The 15,364-nt window shown below is 44.8% G+C and carries 16 protein-coding genes; 5 read left to right on the top strand and 11 right to left on the bottom strand.

The window, feature by feature from the left end; genetic code table 11:
* The first annotated feature begins 136 nt into the window (after positions 1-136).
* The 4 genes from JMY05_RS08060 (at position 137) to JMY05_RS08045 (ending at position 3,633) form a co-directional block, all read left to right on the top strand.
* The gene (locus tag JMY05_RS08060) at positions 137-910 is read left to right on the top strand and encodes a UTRA domain-containing protein (protein ID WP_201614771.1); all 774 of its coding nucleotides are present in this window, start codon (positions 137-139) and stop codon (positions 908-910) included.
* A gap of 314 nt (positions 911-1,224) precedes the next feature.
* Positions 1,225-2,061, top strand: coding sequence for an amino acid ABC transporter substrate-binding protein (locus JMY05_RS08055; protein WP_045444411.1), 837 nt, complete (start codon positions 1,225-1,227; stop codon positions 2,059-2,061).
* A gap of 53 nt (positions 2,062-2,114) precedes the next feature.
* Positions 2,115-2,798: an amino acid ABC transporter permease gene (locus tag JMY05_RS08050; RefSeq protein WP_201502793.1), complete on the top strand. Its 684-nt coding sequence runs from the start codon at positions 2,115-2,117 to the stop codon at positions 2,796-2,798.
* A gap of 91 nt (positions 2,799-2,889) precedes the next feature.
* Complete coding sequence (locus JMY05_RS08045; protein WP_045444416.1) at positions 2,890-3,633, top strand: amino acid ABC transporter ATP-binding protein; 744 nt, start codon at positions 2,890-2,892, stop codon at positions 3,631-3,633.
* A gap of 169 nt (positions 3,634-3,802) precedes the next feature.
* Here JMY05_RS08045 and JMY05_RS08040 read toward each other — a convergent pair whose 3' ends face one another.
* From JMY05_RS08040 to uraD, 10 genes are all read right to left on the bottom strand, one after another.
* Positions 3,803-4,750 carry a DMT family transporter gene (locus JMY05_RS08040; RefSeq protein ID WP_201614769.1) on the bottom strand — a complete coding sequence of 316 codons (948 nt, stop codon included), beginning with the start codon at positions 4,748-4,750 and terminating at the stop codon, positions 3,803-3,805.
* Between the two features lie 304 nt (positions 4,751-5,054).
* Entirely contained in the window at positions 5,055-5,702 is a 648-nt protein-coding gene (locus tag JMY05_RS08035; protein ID WP_045444419.1) for an anthranilate synthase component II, read from the bottom strand.
* A 33-nt stretch (positions 5,703-5,735) separates the two neighbouring features.
* Positions 5,736-7,154 carry an anthranilate synthase component I family protein gene (locus JMY05_RS08030; RefSeq protein WP_045444422.1) on the bottom strand — a complete coding sequence of 473 codons (1,419 nt, stop codon included), beginning with the start codon at positions 7,152-7,154 and terminating at the stop codon, positions 5,736-5,738.
* 112 nt (positions 7,155-7,266) lie between these two features.
* Positions 7,267-7,542, bottom strand: a complete 276-nt coding sequence (locus JMY05_RS08025) for a Trp family transcriptional regulator (RefSeq protein WP_045444425.1) — start codon at positions 7,540-7,542, stop codon at positions 7,267-7,269.
* Between the two features lie 241 nt (positions 7,543-7,783).
* A complete protein-coding gene (locus JMY05_RS08020; RefSeq protein ID WP_227678139.1) occupies positions 7,784-8,332 on the bottom strand; it encodes an ureidoglycolate lyase in 549 nt (182 codons plus the stop codon).
* Between the two features lie 184 nt (positions 8,333-8,516).
* On the bottom strand, positions 8,517-9,353 hold the full coding sequence (locus tag JMY05_RS08015; protein ID WP_045444428.1) for a bifunctional allantoicase/(S)-ureidoglycine aminohydrolase: 837 nt from the start codon (positions 9,351-9,353) through the stop codon (positions 8,517-8,519).
* A gap of 56 nt (positions 9,354-9,409) precedes the next feature.
* Positions 9,410-10,390: an allantoinase PuuE gene (gene puuE, locus JMY05_RS08010; RefSeq protein WP_045444431.1), complete on the bottom strand. Its 981-nt coding sequence runs from the start codon at positions 10,388-10,390 to the stop codon at positions 9,410-9,412.
* A gap of 97 nt (positions 10,391-10,487) precedes the next feature.
* The gene (locus tag JMY05_RS08005) at positions 10,488-11,813 is read right to left on the bottom strand and encodes a urate hydroxylase PuuD (protein WP_045444435.1); all 1,326 of its coding nucleotides are present in this window, start codon (positions 11,811-11,813) and stop codon (positions 10,488-10,490) included.
* Between the two features lie 113 nt (positions 11,814-11,926).
* Positions 11,927-12,295, bottom strand: a complete 369-nt coding sequence (gene uraH / locus JMY05_RS08000; RefSeq protein ID WP_045444443.1) for a hydroxyisourate hydrolase — start codon at positions 12,293-12,295, stop codon at positions 11,927-11,929.
* Between the two features lie 42 nt (positions 12,296-12,337).
* Positions 12,338-12,859 carry a 2-oxo-4-hydroxy-4-carboxy-5-ureidoimidazoline decarboxylase gene (gene uraD, locus JMY05_RS07995; protein ID WP_201614767.1) on the bottom strand — a complete coding sequence of 174 codons (522 nt, stop codon included), beginning with the start codon at positions 12,857-12,859 and terminating at the stop codon, positions 12,338-12,340.
* Positions 12,860-13,113: 254 nt separating this feature from the next.
* Between uraD and JMY05_RS07990 the strand changes: the two genes are divergently transcribed.
* The gene (locus JMY05_RS07990; protein ID WP_045444445.1) at positions 13,114-13,779 is read left to right on the top strand and encodes a TetR/AcrR family transcriptional regulator; all 666 of its coding nucleotides are present in this window, start codon (positions 13,114-13,116) and stop codon (positions 13,777-13,779) included.
* Positions 13,780-13,929: 150 nt separating this feature from the next.
* Here JMY05_RS07990 and JMY05_RS07985 read toward each other — a convergent pair whose 3' ends face one another.
* Positions 13,930-15,339: a uracil-xanthine permease family protein gene (locus JMY05_RS07985; RefSeq protein ID WP_198329387.1), complete on the bottom strand. Its 1,410-nt coding sequence runs from the start codon at positions 15,337-15,339 to the stop codon at positions 13,930-13,932.
* Positions 15,340-15,364: the final 25 nt, after the last annotated feature.

The raw sequence follows: 15,364 nt of genomic DNA, 5'->3' as shown, positions 1-15,364 counted from the left end.
TTATAAATGACTCAATTATTTTTGTGAGGGTTTTGGTAGATAGACAGAAGTTAGGGTGTTTTGCCAAGGTTCATGACGTTATCTCGTGATATTATGGCGCTATTATTATTGGTGAAATTAACGGTTAAACACGGACATGACAAAGACGATTCCGGCATATCAGCGGATTAAAAACGCCATATTAGACAATATACACTCGGGCAAATGGCAAGCGGGCAAGGCAATTTCTACAGAAATGGCGTTGGCAAAAGAGTTTAGCGTATCGCGTATGACGGTCAATCGCGCGCTAAAAGAGCTGAGCGAAGAGCGAGTGCTAGAGCGCCGGCAAGGGTCGGGGACGTTTGTCGCCCAGCAGCAGTTCAATCACACTTTTGTAGAAGTGCGTAATATCGCGCAGGATTTAAAATCTGCCAACCGCGATTATCAGGCGCAAGTGGTGAGTAAACGCATACTTACGGCTGCGATGTTGGATGATGAATTACGGCGTAAATTTGATATTGATGAAGTAGCTGTGTCTTCTAACACAACCGTAATGGATGACAGTACTGGCGCAGATAGTAGCAGCGACGTTGCTGTTTTATACGAGGTAAAAATCATTCACTTTGCGGATGGTCAGCCCATACAGTTTGAAGAGCGCTGGGTGGATGCGCAAAAGGTGCCAGAATTTATTGAGCAGGATTTTAGTGTGGTCAACACCAGTGATTATCTCATTGCCAAAAGTCCACTAGAGCGCGGTCGCTATACCATTCGTGCACTGGCGGCACCAGATGAGATAGCCGCGCTACTGCAAATCGCACCGCAATCGCCGACATTGGTATTGCGTCGTCAGACGTATTCAGCAGGTCGAGTATTGACCTTTGTGAAGATGTGGCATGCAGGCGATCGCTATCAATTCTCCGGTGAATTATAGTAGTCTTACGCATGCTCACTGTTTTTGTACGTTTATTCTTTCTGAAGTGCGCTAGTATATGAATAAATGGCTATTTAATTGGCAATAATAACGTTAAGATCTGCCTAAAAAATGTCCAAAAATTCAAAGATAATATAGAAACAGTATTGAAAAATATGCTGAGCATCCTCAAATCGAGCAGCCAAAGCTAAATAATGCGGCGCAAATACTTTATTATAGTATTTGCCTGTGCTGGTCTTATCCTTATTTGTTGCTATGGTTTTATTGGCACGATACCTTTTTGCATTATTCATTCACTCTTATAAGGACGTCTTATGAAACGTCGTACTCTTTTAGCACTTGCCGCCAGTACTATGCTACTTGCCGCTTGTGGTCAGTCTACTACCAATGAAGCAGAAACCAATGCGACAGACAGTGCCGCGACGGGTGGCTCTGATTTGCTGCAACGTATCAATAATGGTGGCACCATCAACGTCGGTACAGAGGGTACTTATCCGCCATTTACCTATCATGATGAGAGTGGCAAGCTAACTGGCTATGATGTCGAAGTGACACGTGCGGTTGCGGATAAACTAGGCGTAGACGTTGAATTTAAAGAGACCCAGTGGGATGCTATGCTGGCAGGTCTTGACTCAAAACGCTTCGACATGGTGGCCAATCAAGTAAGCTTGACCACGCCTGAGCGTTTGGCTAAGTATGACAAAGCCATGCCTTATAGCTGGTCGGGCGCGGTTGTACTAGCACCGACTGATGACAATCGTTATAGCTCGTGGGAAGGTTTAAAAGGTCTGCGTACTGCGCAATCACTGAGCAGCAACTATGGTGAGCTTGCAGAACGCTACGGCGCAGAAATCGTCCCTGTCGATGGTATGGCGCAAGCGATTCAACTGGTTAAGCAAGACCGTGCTGACTTCACGATGAATGATAATCTGGCAGTATTGGATTATCTCAAAAAATTCCCAGATGCAGCACTTGAGATCAAACTGACAGCGCCTGCTAGTGAGCAGACTGGTTCAGGTCTAGTACTCATCAAAGGGGATGACGCTGTGGTGGCAAAACTCAATGAAGCAATGGCCGCATTAGCAGCCGATGGGACGCTGACCAAGCTTAGCGAAGAGTTCTTTGGTGCTGATATAAGTCAACAAAAATAATGCTAGCGTCTATCACGTCAATGCTAGCTGAGTTACTGGCACTACTACCATTCATGGATCCTGCGCGGGCGCAAATTGTCATCAATTCATTTTGGCCAATGCTTAAAGGCGGTATTTATTATTCGATACCGCTGGCGTTGATCTCATTTGCGATTGGTATGGCTATTGCGCTGACAGTAGCGCTGATTCGTATCGTACCGCGTGCTGGCTGGTTCCATGAAATTATATACAGACTTGCGCGTATTTATGTGTCCGCCATTCGCGGGACACCGATGCTGGTTCAGCTATTCATTATTTTCTACGGTTTGCCAAGTATCGGGGTAAAGCTTGATCCTTTTCCCTCAGCGATTATTGCCTTTTCACTCAATATTGGCGCCTATGCGTCAGAAACGGTGCGTGCCTCTATTTTGTCCATTCCAAAAGGACAGTGGGAAGCAGGCTCGACGGTAGGCTTGACGTATCTACAAACCTTTCGTCATGTGATTTTGCCGCAAGCACTTCGGGTGTCAGTACCCCCGTTATCCAATACCTTTATCAGCCTAGTAAAAGACACGTCTTTGGCGTCATTGGTATTGGTAACCGAGCTATTTAAACAGGCGCAAATCATCACGGCACGTAACTATGAATTTATGTTGGTCTACACCGAAGCGGCGATTATTTATTGGGGTATTTGTCTGTTCTTAACCTTTATTCAAGGTAAGCTTGAAACCAGACTTGATCGCTACGTGGCGAAATAAACCCTTGATAATTTGGACAGTATAGGATGGTAATGCCGCGTCGATAAGCGTGTGTTATTAGCAAACAGATATCAGTACAACAGGAAGCTTTATGATTCAAGTCACTAATATTCACAAAGCTTTTGGTGGCAATAAAGTGCTTAAAGGCATCGACTTGACCATCGAAAAAGGCAAGGTAGTGGTGATATTAGGACCGTCAGGGTCTGGTAAAACCACTTTTTTACGCTGCTTGAATGCGCTGGAAATTCCTGATCAAGGCATCATTGCTTTTGATGATGGTAGCTTAACGGTTGATTTCGCTACCAAGCCTAAGAAAAAAACATTGCTGGCGCTGCAGCGTAAATCAGGCATGGTATTTCAGTCTTATAACTTGTTTCCACACAAGACCGCGATTGAGAATTTAATGCTTGGGCCGACGGTAGTGCAAGGGCAAACTAAGGCGCAAGCCCGCGAACAGGCACTGGCATTACTTGATAAAGTAGGCTTATCGGATAAGGCAGATCTGTATCCGTTCCAGCTATCTGGTGGTCAGCAGCAGCGTATCGGCATTGCTCGTGCGCTCGCTATCGAGCCTTCGCTATTATTATTCGATGAGCCGACCTCTGCGCTCGATCCTGAATTGGTACAAGATGTACTGGGCACGATGAAGCAACTGGCATCTGAAGGCTGGACGATGGTCGTTGTGACTCATGAGATTAAATTTGCTCGTGATGTGGCAGATCATGTGGTGTTAATTGAGGATGGTCATGTGGTCGAAGAAGGTAGCGCTAAGCAGATGTTCGAAGTGTCTACTCATCCACGTACGCAGGCCTTTTTGCAGCGTATTGAACAGTAATATCATCAAGACAGTCCAAGTTATTTAGCAACTATCTATGGCATAAATACTTATCTCTTAAGCAAAGTGTCAAGCAGAATAAAGCCCCGACTATATCGATATAGTTGGGGCTTTTTTTCGTTTAATAGCAATGGTACCAAGGCTGTTCAAACTCCTTAAAGAGTACAGACTAAATTCTTTGCCGCCTTTTTAGCCAGCGTGGTACGCGAGTGGCAGTGCCGTTTAATATGGCATTAAATAAAGCTGCCAGTAAGATTAATACCACGCCCACATATTGAATCCAAGATAAGGATTGATGCAGTAATAGTATGGCAAGGGCAATGGCAGTCAATGGCTCAAAAATCGTAAATACTGATGCACGAGTGGCAGGTAGTTTCTCTAATGCTTTCATATAAAGCGCAAAGGGCACGACGGTTCCAATCAAAGACAACCCCAAGGCATAGCCCCAAGTATGTAAGGGTAAGCTCAATAACCGCCCATAGGTTTGATAGGTTTCAGGTAATAATAGCAGTACACCAGCACTGATGATAATAGAGGTAAAAAACACCAAAGGTGCAGGGTGTGCATCGTGCATCGCGCGCTTGCCCAGTACCCCGTATAAGGAGTAACAGACGCCTGCTAGCAGTCCTAATAGGATGCCCCAGTTGACTTGCGCTTGCTCACCCAGCATCGTCAATCCAACACCAAATACCGCCATGAGCGCCAGTAATGCCGACTGGCGAGTGATAGATTCATCAAGCAAGAATGCCGAAAACAATAAACTAAACACAGGTGCAGTATAAAGCAAGGCAACCGCAGGCCCAGCACCGACATAGATCACAGCAAAAAAGTAGCATACCGACATACCAAGTACGCCAATCAAAGACTGCAATGCCAGTCCAAGCCACTGCTTTTGACGAAGCTTGATAAGATGCGGCCATAATTTTGGTAGCATGACAAGAATAAGAAAAGCCGCGGTCACGATACGTAAGATCGTAATCTGCCAGCCACTAAAGCCGATTTGATTGAGGTAGGTCGAGAATATCCCCAACGTACCCCAGCAGACAGCGGCTGTGATAATTTGAATGGTGCCTATCCATGACTGCCGTGCTGACATTACGCCCTCGGTATTTGCCATATCACTCTCTATTTTATTTTCTAGAAAATCCAAATAATAAGCTATGTCAGTTTTTTAGTTAAGGGTGTTTTTTTGACTCGTCGCTCATCACTCATTACTGTGCTGAAATAACAAAAGACAACCCGAGTAAGGGCTGTCTTTTGTTTATTTTTTCAATCTATCATTAAAGCGTTAATTAAGTTCGAACACAAGTCAGTTAGACATAAAATTCAATTTATTTGAGTTAGAGGTACGCTTGTTTGTGGCTTATGTCTTTGGCTTATCACCCTTTGGTGTCATATCCCCCAAACTTAAGCATCAAGATTTACACTTGTAGTAAAAAATTCGTCAGCAAGCGTTTGGCACCTTCCGTCGCAAATGACTCTGGGTGAAACTGCACACCTTGAATGGGATAGTCTTTATGCTGTAACCCCATAATCTCCTCACCTGCTAGCGCAGATTCGGTTAGGCTGAACTCAGCATGAGCGTCATTAGCAACGACAGCTGTGACAGCCAAGCAATCTGGTAAGGTGTCTGCTTTTACCATCAATGAGTGGTAGCGCATGATTTCAATCTCTTGTGGCAAGCCTTGATAGACACCCGCGCCATCATGGCGAATGGAGGATACCTTGCCATGCATTGGCACGCTCGCCCGTACCACATCGCCGCCGAACACATGCGCAATCCCTTGCACACCTAAGCAGACACCCAATAGCGGCGTCGTCTTACCCATGACTTCAATTACTTCGGCACAAATACCGAAGTAGGCAGGGTCGTCAGGAGCGCCAGGGCCGGGTGAAATGATAATGCGGTCAAGATTCATTGCCTGTACATCTGCTAACGTTATCTCATTATTACGTTTAACAATGACGTTCGCGGCTTTATCGCCGTCCATCGTCTGCAAAATCTCTCCGATATATTGGTAAAGATTAAAGGTAAAGGAGTCGTAGTTATCTATAATTAAAACATTCATGGGTTATCCACTCTTTGGCAAAATATACACAATTTACGGGTTCATAAAACTGTCTAATACTACTTTCATGGCAGACAATTTACGCTGAATTTCTAGATATTCATCAGCAGGATTGGAGTCATAAACATTACCACCACAGGTCTGCGCATAAGCGGATTCGCCGTTGATGAATAGGCTGCGAATAGGAATGGCAAAAATACAATCACCATTAAAATTAAACGATCCAAGCGCACCACCATAAGCACCGCGACCATCTGGTTCTAGCTCATTGATGACTTTAATCGCTTCAACTTTTGGCGCACCTGACAAAGTACCGGCGGGGAAGTTGCTGGCAAGGGCGCTAAACATATCTTCATTAGGATGCAAGATTCCGACGATCTCAGAAGAGATATGTTGCACATGAGAGAAGCGTTTGATATCCATGAGGCTACGTACTTTTACCGTACCAAATTGTGCCACACGGCCGATATCGTTGCGGTGCAAATCGACTAGCATATTGTGCTCGGCAATCTCTTTGGCATCGTTGAGCAATGCACGGGCAAGCTGTCGGTCTTCGATGACATCGACGCCGCGCTTGGCAGTACCTGCCAATGGATAGGTTTCCATCTCACCTTGGCGCAAGCGAAATAGCAGTTCAGGCGAGGCACCAATGATGCACTGCTGGGTAAATTTCATAAAATACATGTGCGGCGACGGATTGACCGACCGCAATTTTTCATAAATGGGCATTTTATCGCCGGCAATACGGTATTTGGATTTAAAGCCAACCTCACACTGAAAGATACGCCCTGAGATGATGTCTTCTTTGACTTGCATGACGGCTTTAGCGTGCTCTTCTTGGCTCATGCCGTCACCCAAAAATTCAACTGTAGGCGGCTCATAGCTTGGAATTTGCTCATCAAGTAGCGCTTTGATTTGCTCGATGCGATTTTCTTGCTGCGCAGTTGGATAATAAAAGTAGAAAATCTCACCGGTCATCTTATCGAGCGTTAGACCATCCAAATATACGCCAAATTTAAACGGTTCAAAGTCATCGCTCGCTTTAGCATTGAGACTGTGTTCAAAGAAATTGACACTGTCGTAACCCAAATAACCGACAAGACCACCGCTTTGGTCGCGAGCAATGACGTGCTGTGGCGTAATTTTGCGCAGTAGCTCGTAAGGATTATCCGTTTGATAATGACTGGTTTCAGCGGTTTTATTATCAGTAATCGCGAGGGTTGTACGATCGATAGCGGTAATGGTCATCACTGGATCAAAACCAATCGCATGATGACGCGCCATATGTCCATCTTCGCCCAATGATTCGAGCAAATAGCAGGTCTCAAAAGCGCGCTCAATACGTTTGAACAACGCAAAGAAATCAATATCCTGAGTGAGTTTAATGCGCTGTGGTTTACTAGGAATATCAATAGCAGCAGGTTGCTCAGGTTTTGAATTAGGAAAGGTCATAACAATATCCAAATTGGTTCAATGGTTGATCAAATAAAAAGTAAGAGAAATTAAAACTCTAGTTTCTGATTAATTAAGCGGCCTTTTCAGCTGTGTCTTTTATGAATGTTTTCTATGAGTCATGTCTATGAGTCATTAGTAAGGCACTCACATCATGAACTTGCATGGCTTTGGCGCCGCGCGAGACGGTAGCGATACCGACACCTAGCTGCTCGGATATCTCGCGCTGGGTGACACCGCGCTCAAGCAAGTCAAAAATGCGGATACGATTGGCGATTTCCTGCTGCTCTTTTTCCGTTAATAGCGCACTGAATAGCAGGTCGATAGCCGTGCTGTCATGACAACTGGCTAAATGGCTTAATAAGCTGTGATAAGGGTCTGTGCTCATAACATTCATCTTAATGGAAAAGAAAAGGGAAGCTTACTTCGTTTCAGTATTCTAGTACGATAGTACATAAAAGGCAAGTAGCCTATGTAGCTGTTTTGCTACTGCTGTTAAATAGGCACTGTGTTTTGGAAGATGATTATTTATATAGGATGGATCCTACATTTATAAAGATAAAGCCAGCTAATTTTTATTAACTGGCTTTATCTTTATAAATGGCTAACAGCTCGTTTACAGACCCTAATTAAACGGAAGAGTGCTCACTGGCAAGTTCAATTTGCACCTGCCAATCCTCTATATCCAGCTCATAACAGTTTTTGCCTTCGCCATTGATACGATCTATCACCAAAAAATCAGAGTCGCGACCGAGGGCAAGTAACGGATGATGCCAGACATTGGCATCGTATTGCACACCTTGATGAGATTGGACATAAAACACGGTCAAATCATCTGCAGACTGTGGCGGCGCACCAGCAGACGCAACGATGACGATATAATCCTGACCATTCATCGAAAAGAACGCTTGCGTGCCAAACGGATGATATTCCATGACCGATAAGGCAATAGGAAATTCACGCTTTTTGGCGCGGAAGATACTCATGCCGACATCGCCGCCGTCAAGTTTGGCTTTAGCGATGGCGTGATGGCGACAGGCATAGCCTTTATTGATATGGTAGCTATTTTCAGGCGTCTGTGCTTCCTTGTCATAGGGTTCGATTACGGTGCCGTAGGGCGCAAACTCAGCTTTGGTTAAAGGTCTTGCAACGATCGTAGTCTTCATAAGAGTACTCATGACTTTGCCTTACTTTTGGTGATCACTGTTTATAATTGCTATGAGCCACTTTGCCATAAGCCCGTACGCGAATTAAATCAACATCTGGGAATAAATGACATATTCGAATGAACGATTATGCCGCTATATTGCTCATCGTTCTGAATGCTTTGTTGTGCTGATTATTATTGTTATTGCGCAGGGCTTATCGTGCTGGGCGAATAAACGGCATATGACGATTCACGTCTTTATATAGTAAGTATCTAAATGGACCAGGTCCGCCAGCGTAACAAGATTGTGGGCAGAATGCGCGTAGCCACATAAAGTCACCCGCTTCAACTTCTACCCATTCACCATTTAAGTGATAGACCGCTTTACCTTCTAGGACATACAAACCATGTTCCATCACATGCGTTTCATCAAATGGAATCACGCCACCTGGTTGGAAAGTCACGATATTCACATGCATGTCGTGACGCATATCAGACTGCTCGGTAAATCTGGTGGTTGCCCATACGCCATCAGTACCCGGCATCTCAATCGCTTCAACATCGTGATCGCTGGTTACAAAGGCTTCAGGCACTTCAATACCTTCACAGTGTTGATAAGCTTTGCGAATCCAATGGAATTTAACGTGCTTGTCGCTATTGTTTTTTATCGTCCATTTGCAGCCAGGTGGTAAGAATGCATAACCGCCCGCTTCAAGATGATGCGACACGCCTTCGATAGTCATGTCCATTTCACCTTCAACGATGAATATAACACCTTCAGCGTTTGCATCTAGCTCAGGCTTTTCTGAGCCGCCATTAGGCTCAACTTCGACGATATACTGTGAAAAAGTCTCAGAGAAACCTGAAAGTGGGCGTGCAAGCACCCACATGCGCATACCTGTCCAAAACGGCAGATAGCTGATAACAATGTCGGTCAGTACACGTTTGGGAATAATGGCATAAGCTTCGGTGAAGATAGCGCGATCAGATAGTAGCTGTGTTTGCGGAGGTAGTCCGCCAGTTGGTGCGTAATAAGTGCTTTTTGTTGACATTTTTTAATGTTCCTTGATGGTGTTGTGCCGCAATAAATTTGTGTCTAAACGTATGGTTACATCCAGTTCGCAGTGTTATCGGCAGTGGCTGGATGGTTTTTATACCAGTGTTTGGCAATGTCATCACGGCGGCATACCCACACATCGGGCTTGCTGGTGATATATTGCAAAAACTTTTTGAGGGCGATGATGCGACCGGCGCGACCAATGATGCGGCAATGCAAACCGATGGTCAGCATCTTGGGTGTGTGCGCGCCTTCCTCGTATAAGGTATCGAAGCTGTCTTTTAAATATTGATAAAAAGGCTCGGCGTTGGTAAAGCCTGGGCTTGAGGCAAAACGCATGTCATTGGTTTCTAAGGTATAGGGAATGACCAAATGCGGCTTACGAGCGATTTTGTTACCGTCTTCTACTTTGACATTGAGCCAGTAAGGGAGCTCATCCGCGTAAGAGTCTGAGTCATAAATATAGCCACCTTGTTCGGCGACCAACTCACGAGTATTCGGGCTATCTCGTCCCGTGTACCAACCAAGCGGCTGACCACCGATCATGCGCTCGAATATTTCAGTGGCACGGCGCACATGCTCGCGCTCGGTCTCGCGGTACATATTTTGATAAGTAATCCAGCGTAGACCGTGACTGGCGATTTCGTGCCCATCTTCTAATACTCGCTCGATAATATGTGGCGTTTTTTCGGCAGCAGCAGCGCAAGTGAAGGTCGTAATAGGCAAACCGTATTCTTTAAAAGTATCCAATACTCGCCAAACACCCACACGGCTACCATACTCAAATGCCGACTCAATCGACTGATGACGATTGTTAAATTCTGGTGTCCCCAAGACATCAGATAAAAACCGCTCTGATTGACCGTCACCATGAATCACGCTATTTTCTGCGCCTTCTTCGATATTGAGGACGAACTGTACAGCGATTTTAGCGCCGCCTGGCCAGTTGGCTTTTGGCGGCTTATCAGCATAGCCTTTTAAGTCGCGAGGGTAGGCGTCTTGATTGAAATCGCTGATTATTTTTTTACTCATTGTCAATATATCCTAAATATTTTAAAGCAACTTAAGTCAACTAAAGCAAAATAAGGCGTAACTTTGGATCTATATAATATTTATCTGCGACCTTTATCTATAATCCCGATGCGTAAGCCACCATTTGCTGACGTTCTTCATCCGTCAATTTTGTGAGATTACCCAGTGGCATATAGCCTGTTTGTACAGCAGTGACGATTTTTGCTTTATGAGTTTTCATGTCGGTCGGTGTTTGCAAGATGATGCCAGCTGGCGGCGCAGCAAATCCTTGCTGAGTAGGCTGGGCGGCATGGCACGTGCTACAGCGCGTGTGCACGACATCCATAATGGCGTCATCAGCAGAAGCAGCGACTGGCACGACATCGGTAGTGATATTTGCATTTGAGACAGCATCATTGCTTATACTAGAACCGTCGACTGCGCTATCAGTAGTTGTTGGTGGCACACTATTTGGTGTCGCCGTTTCAGCAGCGGCTGCAGCAGTGACAACAGGTAATGGCTCAATTGGTTCTGGGCGCATCCAAATAATTAATAATACGGTTAAGACAGCAGGGATGACCAAATAACGCGGCTTATGATTGTCTAAATGCTTTTGGTTAAAATAGTGACGTACAATAGCCGTGATGATACCCACAAATACCAATACCAACCAGCCGTGAGCATGAGAGTACATCATCGGATAATGATTGCTAATCATGGTAAAGATCAGCGGTAAGGTAAAATAGTTGTTCATCAGCGAGCGATTTTTTGCTTGTAGTGCCAAGTCCGCTACTTCTTTGCCTGGTTTTTCGCCACGCCTCACACATTCTACCAGCGCTCGTTGAGCAGGCATGATGCCAAAGAACACATTACCTGCCATTACCGTACCTAAGATAGCACCGATGTGGATAAACGAAGCACGGTCACTAAATAGCTGGTAAGAACCCCAGCAGGCGATGATTAATAGGATGAAAATAATGGTGCTAAAAATGAAGGAGTTTTTGCCCAAATGGCTGCGGACAATCACTTCATAAATGAAATAGCTGCCGAATAAAAATAACAAACTGGTCGAGATGGCACCGATACTACTACCAAAATCGACTTTGCTTGGATCAATCAAATAGGCAGTCGCATTGGCATAATAGACGATAGAGAGCATCGCCATACCCGTCAGCCAAGTGGTATAAGCTTCCCATTTAAACCAGTGCAGGGTTTTTGGCATCTCTTCGGGCTCAAGCTTGTATTTGGCAATTTCATAAAAGCCGCCACCATGTACCGCCCATAAGTCGCCTGAAATGCCTTTGTCAGCCTTCCACTGTGGTGGTTTACGTAAACTAAGATCTAGCCAAACAAAGTAAAAAGACGCACCAATCCATGCCACGCCAGCGATGACGTGAAACCAGCGAAAAAATAAGTTAAACCAATCGAGATAATAAGCGCCCATGTTGCAAATGTCCTTTTTACAATTTTCTTTTGTTCAGCTTTTTTCAATCTTTCGACGCATTTTGCTATGGCGACGTTCTTTTATGATGTGATTTTATATAGTGATGTCAAAAACTAAGAGCCACGATACGTGCTGTAGCCATGTGCGCTAAGCAGTAGCGGTACATGATAGTGACCGTTATCACTTATCATAAAATCGATGACTACTTGTGGATAAAAAGCCGTGAGATTTTGTGCATCGAAATAAGACTGCGTATCAAAGGTTAAGGTATAACGACCAACATCTAAGTGATATTCAGCAATATCAATCGTTGGGTCAAAAGACCAGCTATCTGGTGCCACGCGTCCATCCGCGTTGGTGACGCCATTGGCTAATAGAGATGCCTCACCAGTTGCGCTTACGCGATCTAGCGTCACGGCAATACCAGCGGCTGGTTTGCCCAAATGGGTATCTAAAATGTGTGATGAGAGAGTACCTGACATAATAATTCCTTTTATATAAATGAGTCAGATGGGCTGAATGCGTTAAGCGTCACTCAGCAGTTTCTGTAAACGTAAGCGGGTGATTTTATTTTGCTCAGCCGCCGCATTGACCAGCTCAGCAGTGCGATCATTGGGCAAGCGTGCTAACAATAAATCGAGCATTTGCTGTGCGCTCTTACCAGTGGCAAATACGATAAAGATAAAGCCAAATTTATCAAGGTAATCTTGATTGCCTTGAGCCAAAGCTTTAATCACATCGTCATTGGCATCATTGGCACCCGACTGCTCATGGGCAGCACTGTCTTGCGTGTTGCGGTATTTTTCTTTTAACGAGTCGACGTTGCCGATTTGTGGATGACCATCAAAAGCCTCTAGTAACTGGGCTTCTGCTGTCTGTGCTTGTTGCCAAGCATCATCACTATGAGCAAGTAATGTAGATATATCAGCGAAAGGACGTTTTTTTTCTAAAGCCTGCGCCCAATAAGTGCTGGTACAGCAGGTCAATAGATGTGAAACTGCTTCAGTTGTTGAGAGCTCATTAAACTGCTGTAAAGATAATTTCACGATGACATCCTTTTCTTTTCTGACAAAAGCGGTGGAGTAACATTTCTCGATAACATCTCATGCTAAAGTAGTATTTATCGAATAATAATTGGTTTACTATGAGCTATTCTGCTTAAACCTGACCATTTGGTCAACTACTTTGTGTAAATATTTTATTTAGACTGGTGATATTTCATAAAAATTAGCATATAAATCCAGTTATTGGCTGGGATATGGCTCTTTATTCATCACAATAATGACAGGTAACATTAATCATGGCTCAACATAACGATATAGAACCACAAGCCGCGTCTGACGCGCCTGTACAGCGCAATCAGCAAGATATCCGCGCCCACAATCAAACCGTCATTTTGGCGGCGGCAGAAGAGGAGTTCGTGCTGCAAGGTTTCCGCGGTGCGACGATGCAAGGTATTGCCGATAGAGCCGAGCTGCCAAAAGCCAACGTGCATTACTACTTTAAGAATAAAAAAAATCTGTACCAAGCCGTGCTGCATTCTATTATTCAAGAGTGGAACGATGGCTTGGTCGCTATGAGTGTCGATAGTGACCCTAAAACGGTCATCGAAAAGTTTGTCCGTACCAAATTGCATCAAGCGTTTGCTCATCCCAATCGCCATAAATTGTTTGCGCTGGAAGTCATCGGTGGTGCTCCTCATCTGCATGAATTTATGTCGGCGACCATGAAAGAGTGGGCGCTAGACAAGGCACAAGTGATGAAAACTTGGCATGAGCAAGGCAAAATTGGCATCGCTGACCCTTTACAGCTATTGATTTTGATTTGGGCAACGACGCAGCGATATGCAGAATTTGAGACAGAAATTGTCGGTTTGATGGAAAAGAGTGAGTACGATCAGCAGGATGAAGCGCGGGCGGCAGACTTTTTAGTGCCGTTTATTTTGCGTGGCTGTGGTCTTGAGTAATGCTTATTTATCATTATTTTACGTCTATAACATGCCATTAATACGAAAGCATTCTGAATGTTTTCGTATTAAGGCGCGCTAAAAGAGTCAATGTGCAGAACCAGAACAGCAATGCTGACTGGTAAAGAATTTGACTATCCTAACGTACGTTTAAGAAGCCTTTTGTCTAAGAGGCTTTAGACCGTCATCCAGATGCTGTTCTACCGTATCAAATTCGACACCGTAGTTTTTGGGCAAAATCATATCAAGAGTAATGGCAACAATACCTGACATAGTAACTGCTGACCCAAAGATATTACGGAAAAGCTGAGGCGCTTGTGCGAATACATCAGGAACAAAAGCCACGCCCATGGACAGACCTAGCGAAGTGGCAATGATTAAGATATTACGATGGGTAAAGTTGACCGTTGATAGGATGCGAATACCAGCAGTCGCTACCGTTGCAAACATCAATAACGTCACACCGCCAACGACTGGTTTTGGCAATTGGGTAAAGATAGCACCCAAAATAGGGAATAGTCCCATAGTGAACAAGATAGCCCCGACATAGAAGCCCACATAGCGACTGGCAATACCAGTCATCTGAATAACGCCGTTGTTTTGGCTAAAAGTCGTTACAGGGAACGTGTTAAACACCGCCGCAATTAATGAGTTGACACCGTCTCCCAATACGCCACCTTTAATACGTTTCTCGTATAGAGGTCCTTTGATGGGTTCGCCCGATATCATCGAAGTCGCCGTCAAATCACCAGAGGTTTCAATACTGGTAATGACATACATAAAGGCGATAGGAATAAAAGCCTGCCAATCAAACCCAAAGCCAAACTTGAATGGCACAGGTAGCGTAAAGATAGGGGCATCAGAGACCAAAGAGAAATCAATACGTCCCATAAGAATGGCTGCGATCAGACCAAGCATCAACCCTATAAAAATAGCACTGGAGCGAATGACTTTATTATTAACAATACTAATCAACACCACACTGACCAAGACCCCGCCACCGAGCAGCAGATTCTGTATACTCCCGAAATCTTCAGCGCCCACGCCGCCTGCCAAATCCGTCAGACCAACCTTGGTTAATGACAGACCGATGGTCACAATCACACAACCCGTCACGATAGGGCTCATCAGAGATTTGAGTTTGGTGATGAATTGGCTTAAGAAAATCTCAACGAAGGCACCAAGAAAGGAGACGCCAAAGATAACAGAGAGAATCTCCTCCGGACTCCCGCCTTTGTTTTTTACCACAAAACCTGCCGCCAATACCGCTGCCAAGAAGCCAAAACTGGTTCCTTGTAACGCCATTAGACCTGAACCTACTGGTCCAACTTTATGCGTCTGAATAAAGGTAGCGACCCCTGATACCATCAATGACATGCTGATGAGATAAGGGATATGTTCCCCCAAACCCAAGACGCCGCCTATGATTAATGAGGGGGTGATGATACCGACAAAGCTGGCAAGTACGTGTTGTACTGCGCCCAAAAAGGCTTTTGTAGGGGTAGGGCGGTCATGCAATCCGTATAGTAAATCGGGGTTCCCTTGAATGTGTTCGCTCATCTTGGCTTCCTCCTAAAGTGACTTT

It is taken from the genome of Psychrobacter sp. JCM 18902 (genome assembly GCF_904846615.1).
Lineage (GTDB): Bacteria > Pseudomonadota > Gammaproteobacteria > Pseudomonadales > Moraxellaceae > Psychrobacter.
This window is presented reverse-complemented; position numbering and strand designations above follow the sequence as displayed.

Excerpts from the sequence above, each read along its gene's own strand:
- JMY05_RS08005 (WP_045444435.1), bottom strand. The coding sequence starts at position 11,813 with ATGGGCGCTTATTATCTCGATTGGTTTAACTTATTTTTTCGCTGGTTT.
- JMY05_RS08040 (WP_201614769.1), bottom strand. The coding sequence starts at position 4,750 with ATGGCAAATACCGAGGGCGTAATGTCAGCACGGCAGTCATGGATAGGC.
- JMY05_RS07985 (WP_198329387.1), bottom strand. The coding sequence starts at position 15,339 with ATGAGCGAACACATTCAAGGGAACCCCGATTTACTATACGGATTGCAT.
- JMY05_RS08025 (WP_045444425.1), bottom strand. The coding sequence starts at position 7,542 with ATGAGCACAGACCCTTATCACAGCTTATTAAGCCATTTAGCCAGTTGT.
- JMY05_RS07990 (WP_045444445.1), top strand. The coding sequence starts at position 13,114 with ATGGCTCAACATAACGATATAGAACCACAAGCCGCGTCTGACGCGCCT.
- JMY05_RS08050 (WP_201502793.1), top strand. The coding sequence starts at position 2,115 with ATGGATCCTGCGCGGGCGCAAATTGTCATCAATTCATTTTGGCCAATG.
- JMY05_RS08020 (WP_227678139.1), bottom strand. The coding sequence starts at position 8,332 with ATGAGTACTCTTATGAAGACTACGATCGTTGCAAGACCTTTAACCAAA.
- uraH (WP_045444443.1), bottom strand. The coding sequence starts at position 12,295 with ATGTCAGGTACTCTCTCATCACACATTTTAGATACCCATTTGGGCAAA.
- JMY05_RS08015 (WP_045444428.1), bottom strand. The coding sequence starts at position 9,353 with ATGTCAACAAAAAGCACTTATTACGCACCAACTGGCGGACTACCTCCG.
- puuE (WP_045444431.1), bottom strand. The coding sequence starts at position 10,390 with ATGAGTAAAAAAATAATCAGCGATTTCAATCAAGACGCCTACCCTCGC.
- JMY05_RS08035 (WP_045444419.1), bottom strand. The coding sequence starts at position 5,702 with ATGAATGTTTTAATTATAGATAACTACGACTCCTTTACCTTTAATCTT.
- JMY05_RS08045 (WP_045444416.1), top strand. The coding sequence starts at position 2,890 with ATGATTCAAGTCACTAATATTCACAAAGCTTTTGGTGGCAATAAAGTG.
- JMY05_RS08055 (WP_045444411.1), top strand. The coding sequence starts at position 1,225 with ATGAAACGTCGTACTCTTTTAGCACTTGCCGCCAGTACTATGCTACTT.
- JMY05_RS08060 (WP_201614771.1), top strand. The coding sequence starts at position 137 with ATGACAAAGACGATTCCGGCATATCAGCGGATTAAAAACGCCATATTA.
- JMY05_RS08030 (WP_045444422.1), bottom strand. The coding sequence starts at position 7,154 with ATGACCTTTCCTAATTCAAAACCTGAGCAACCTGCTGCTATTGATATT.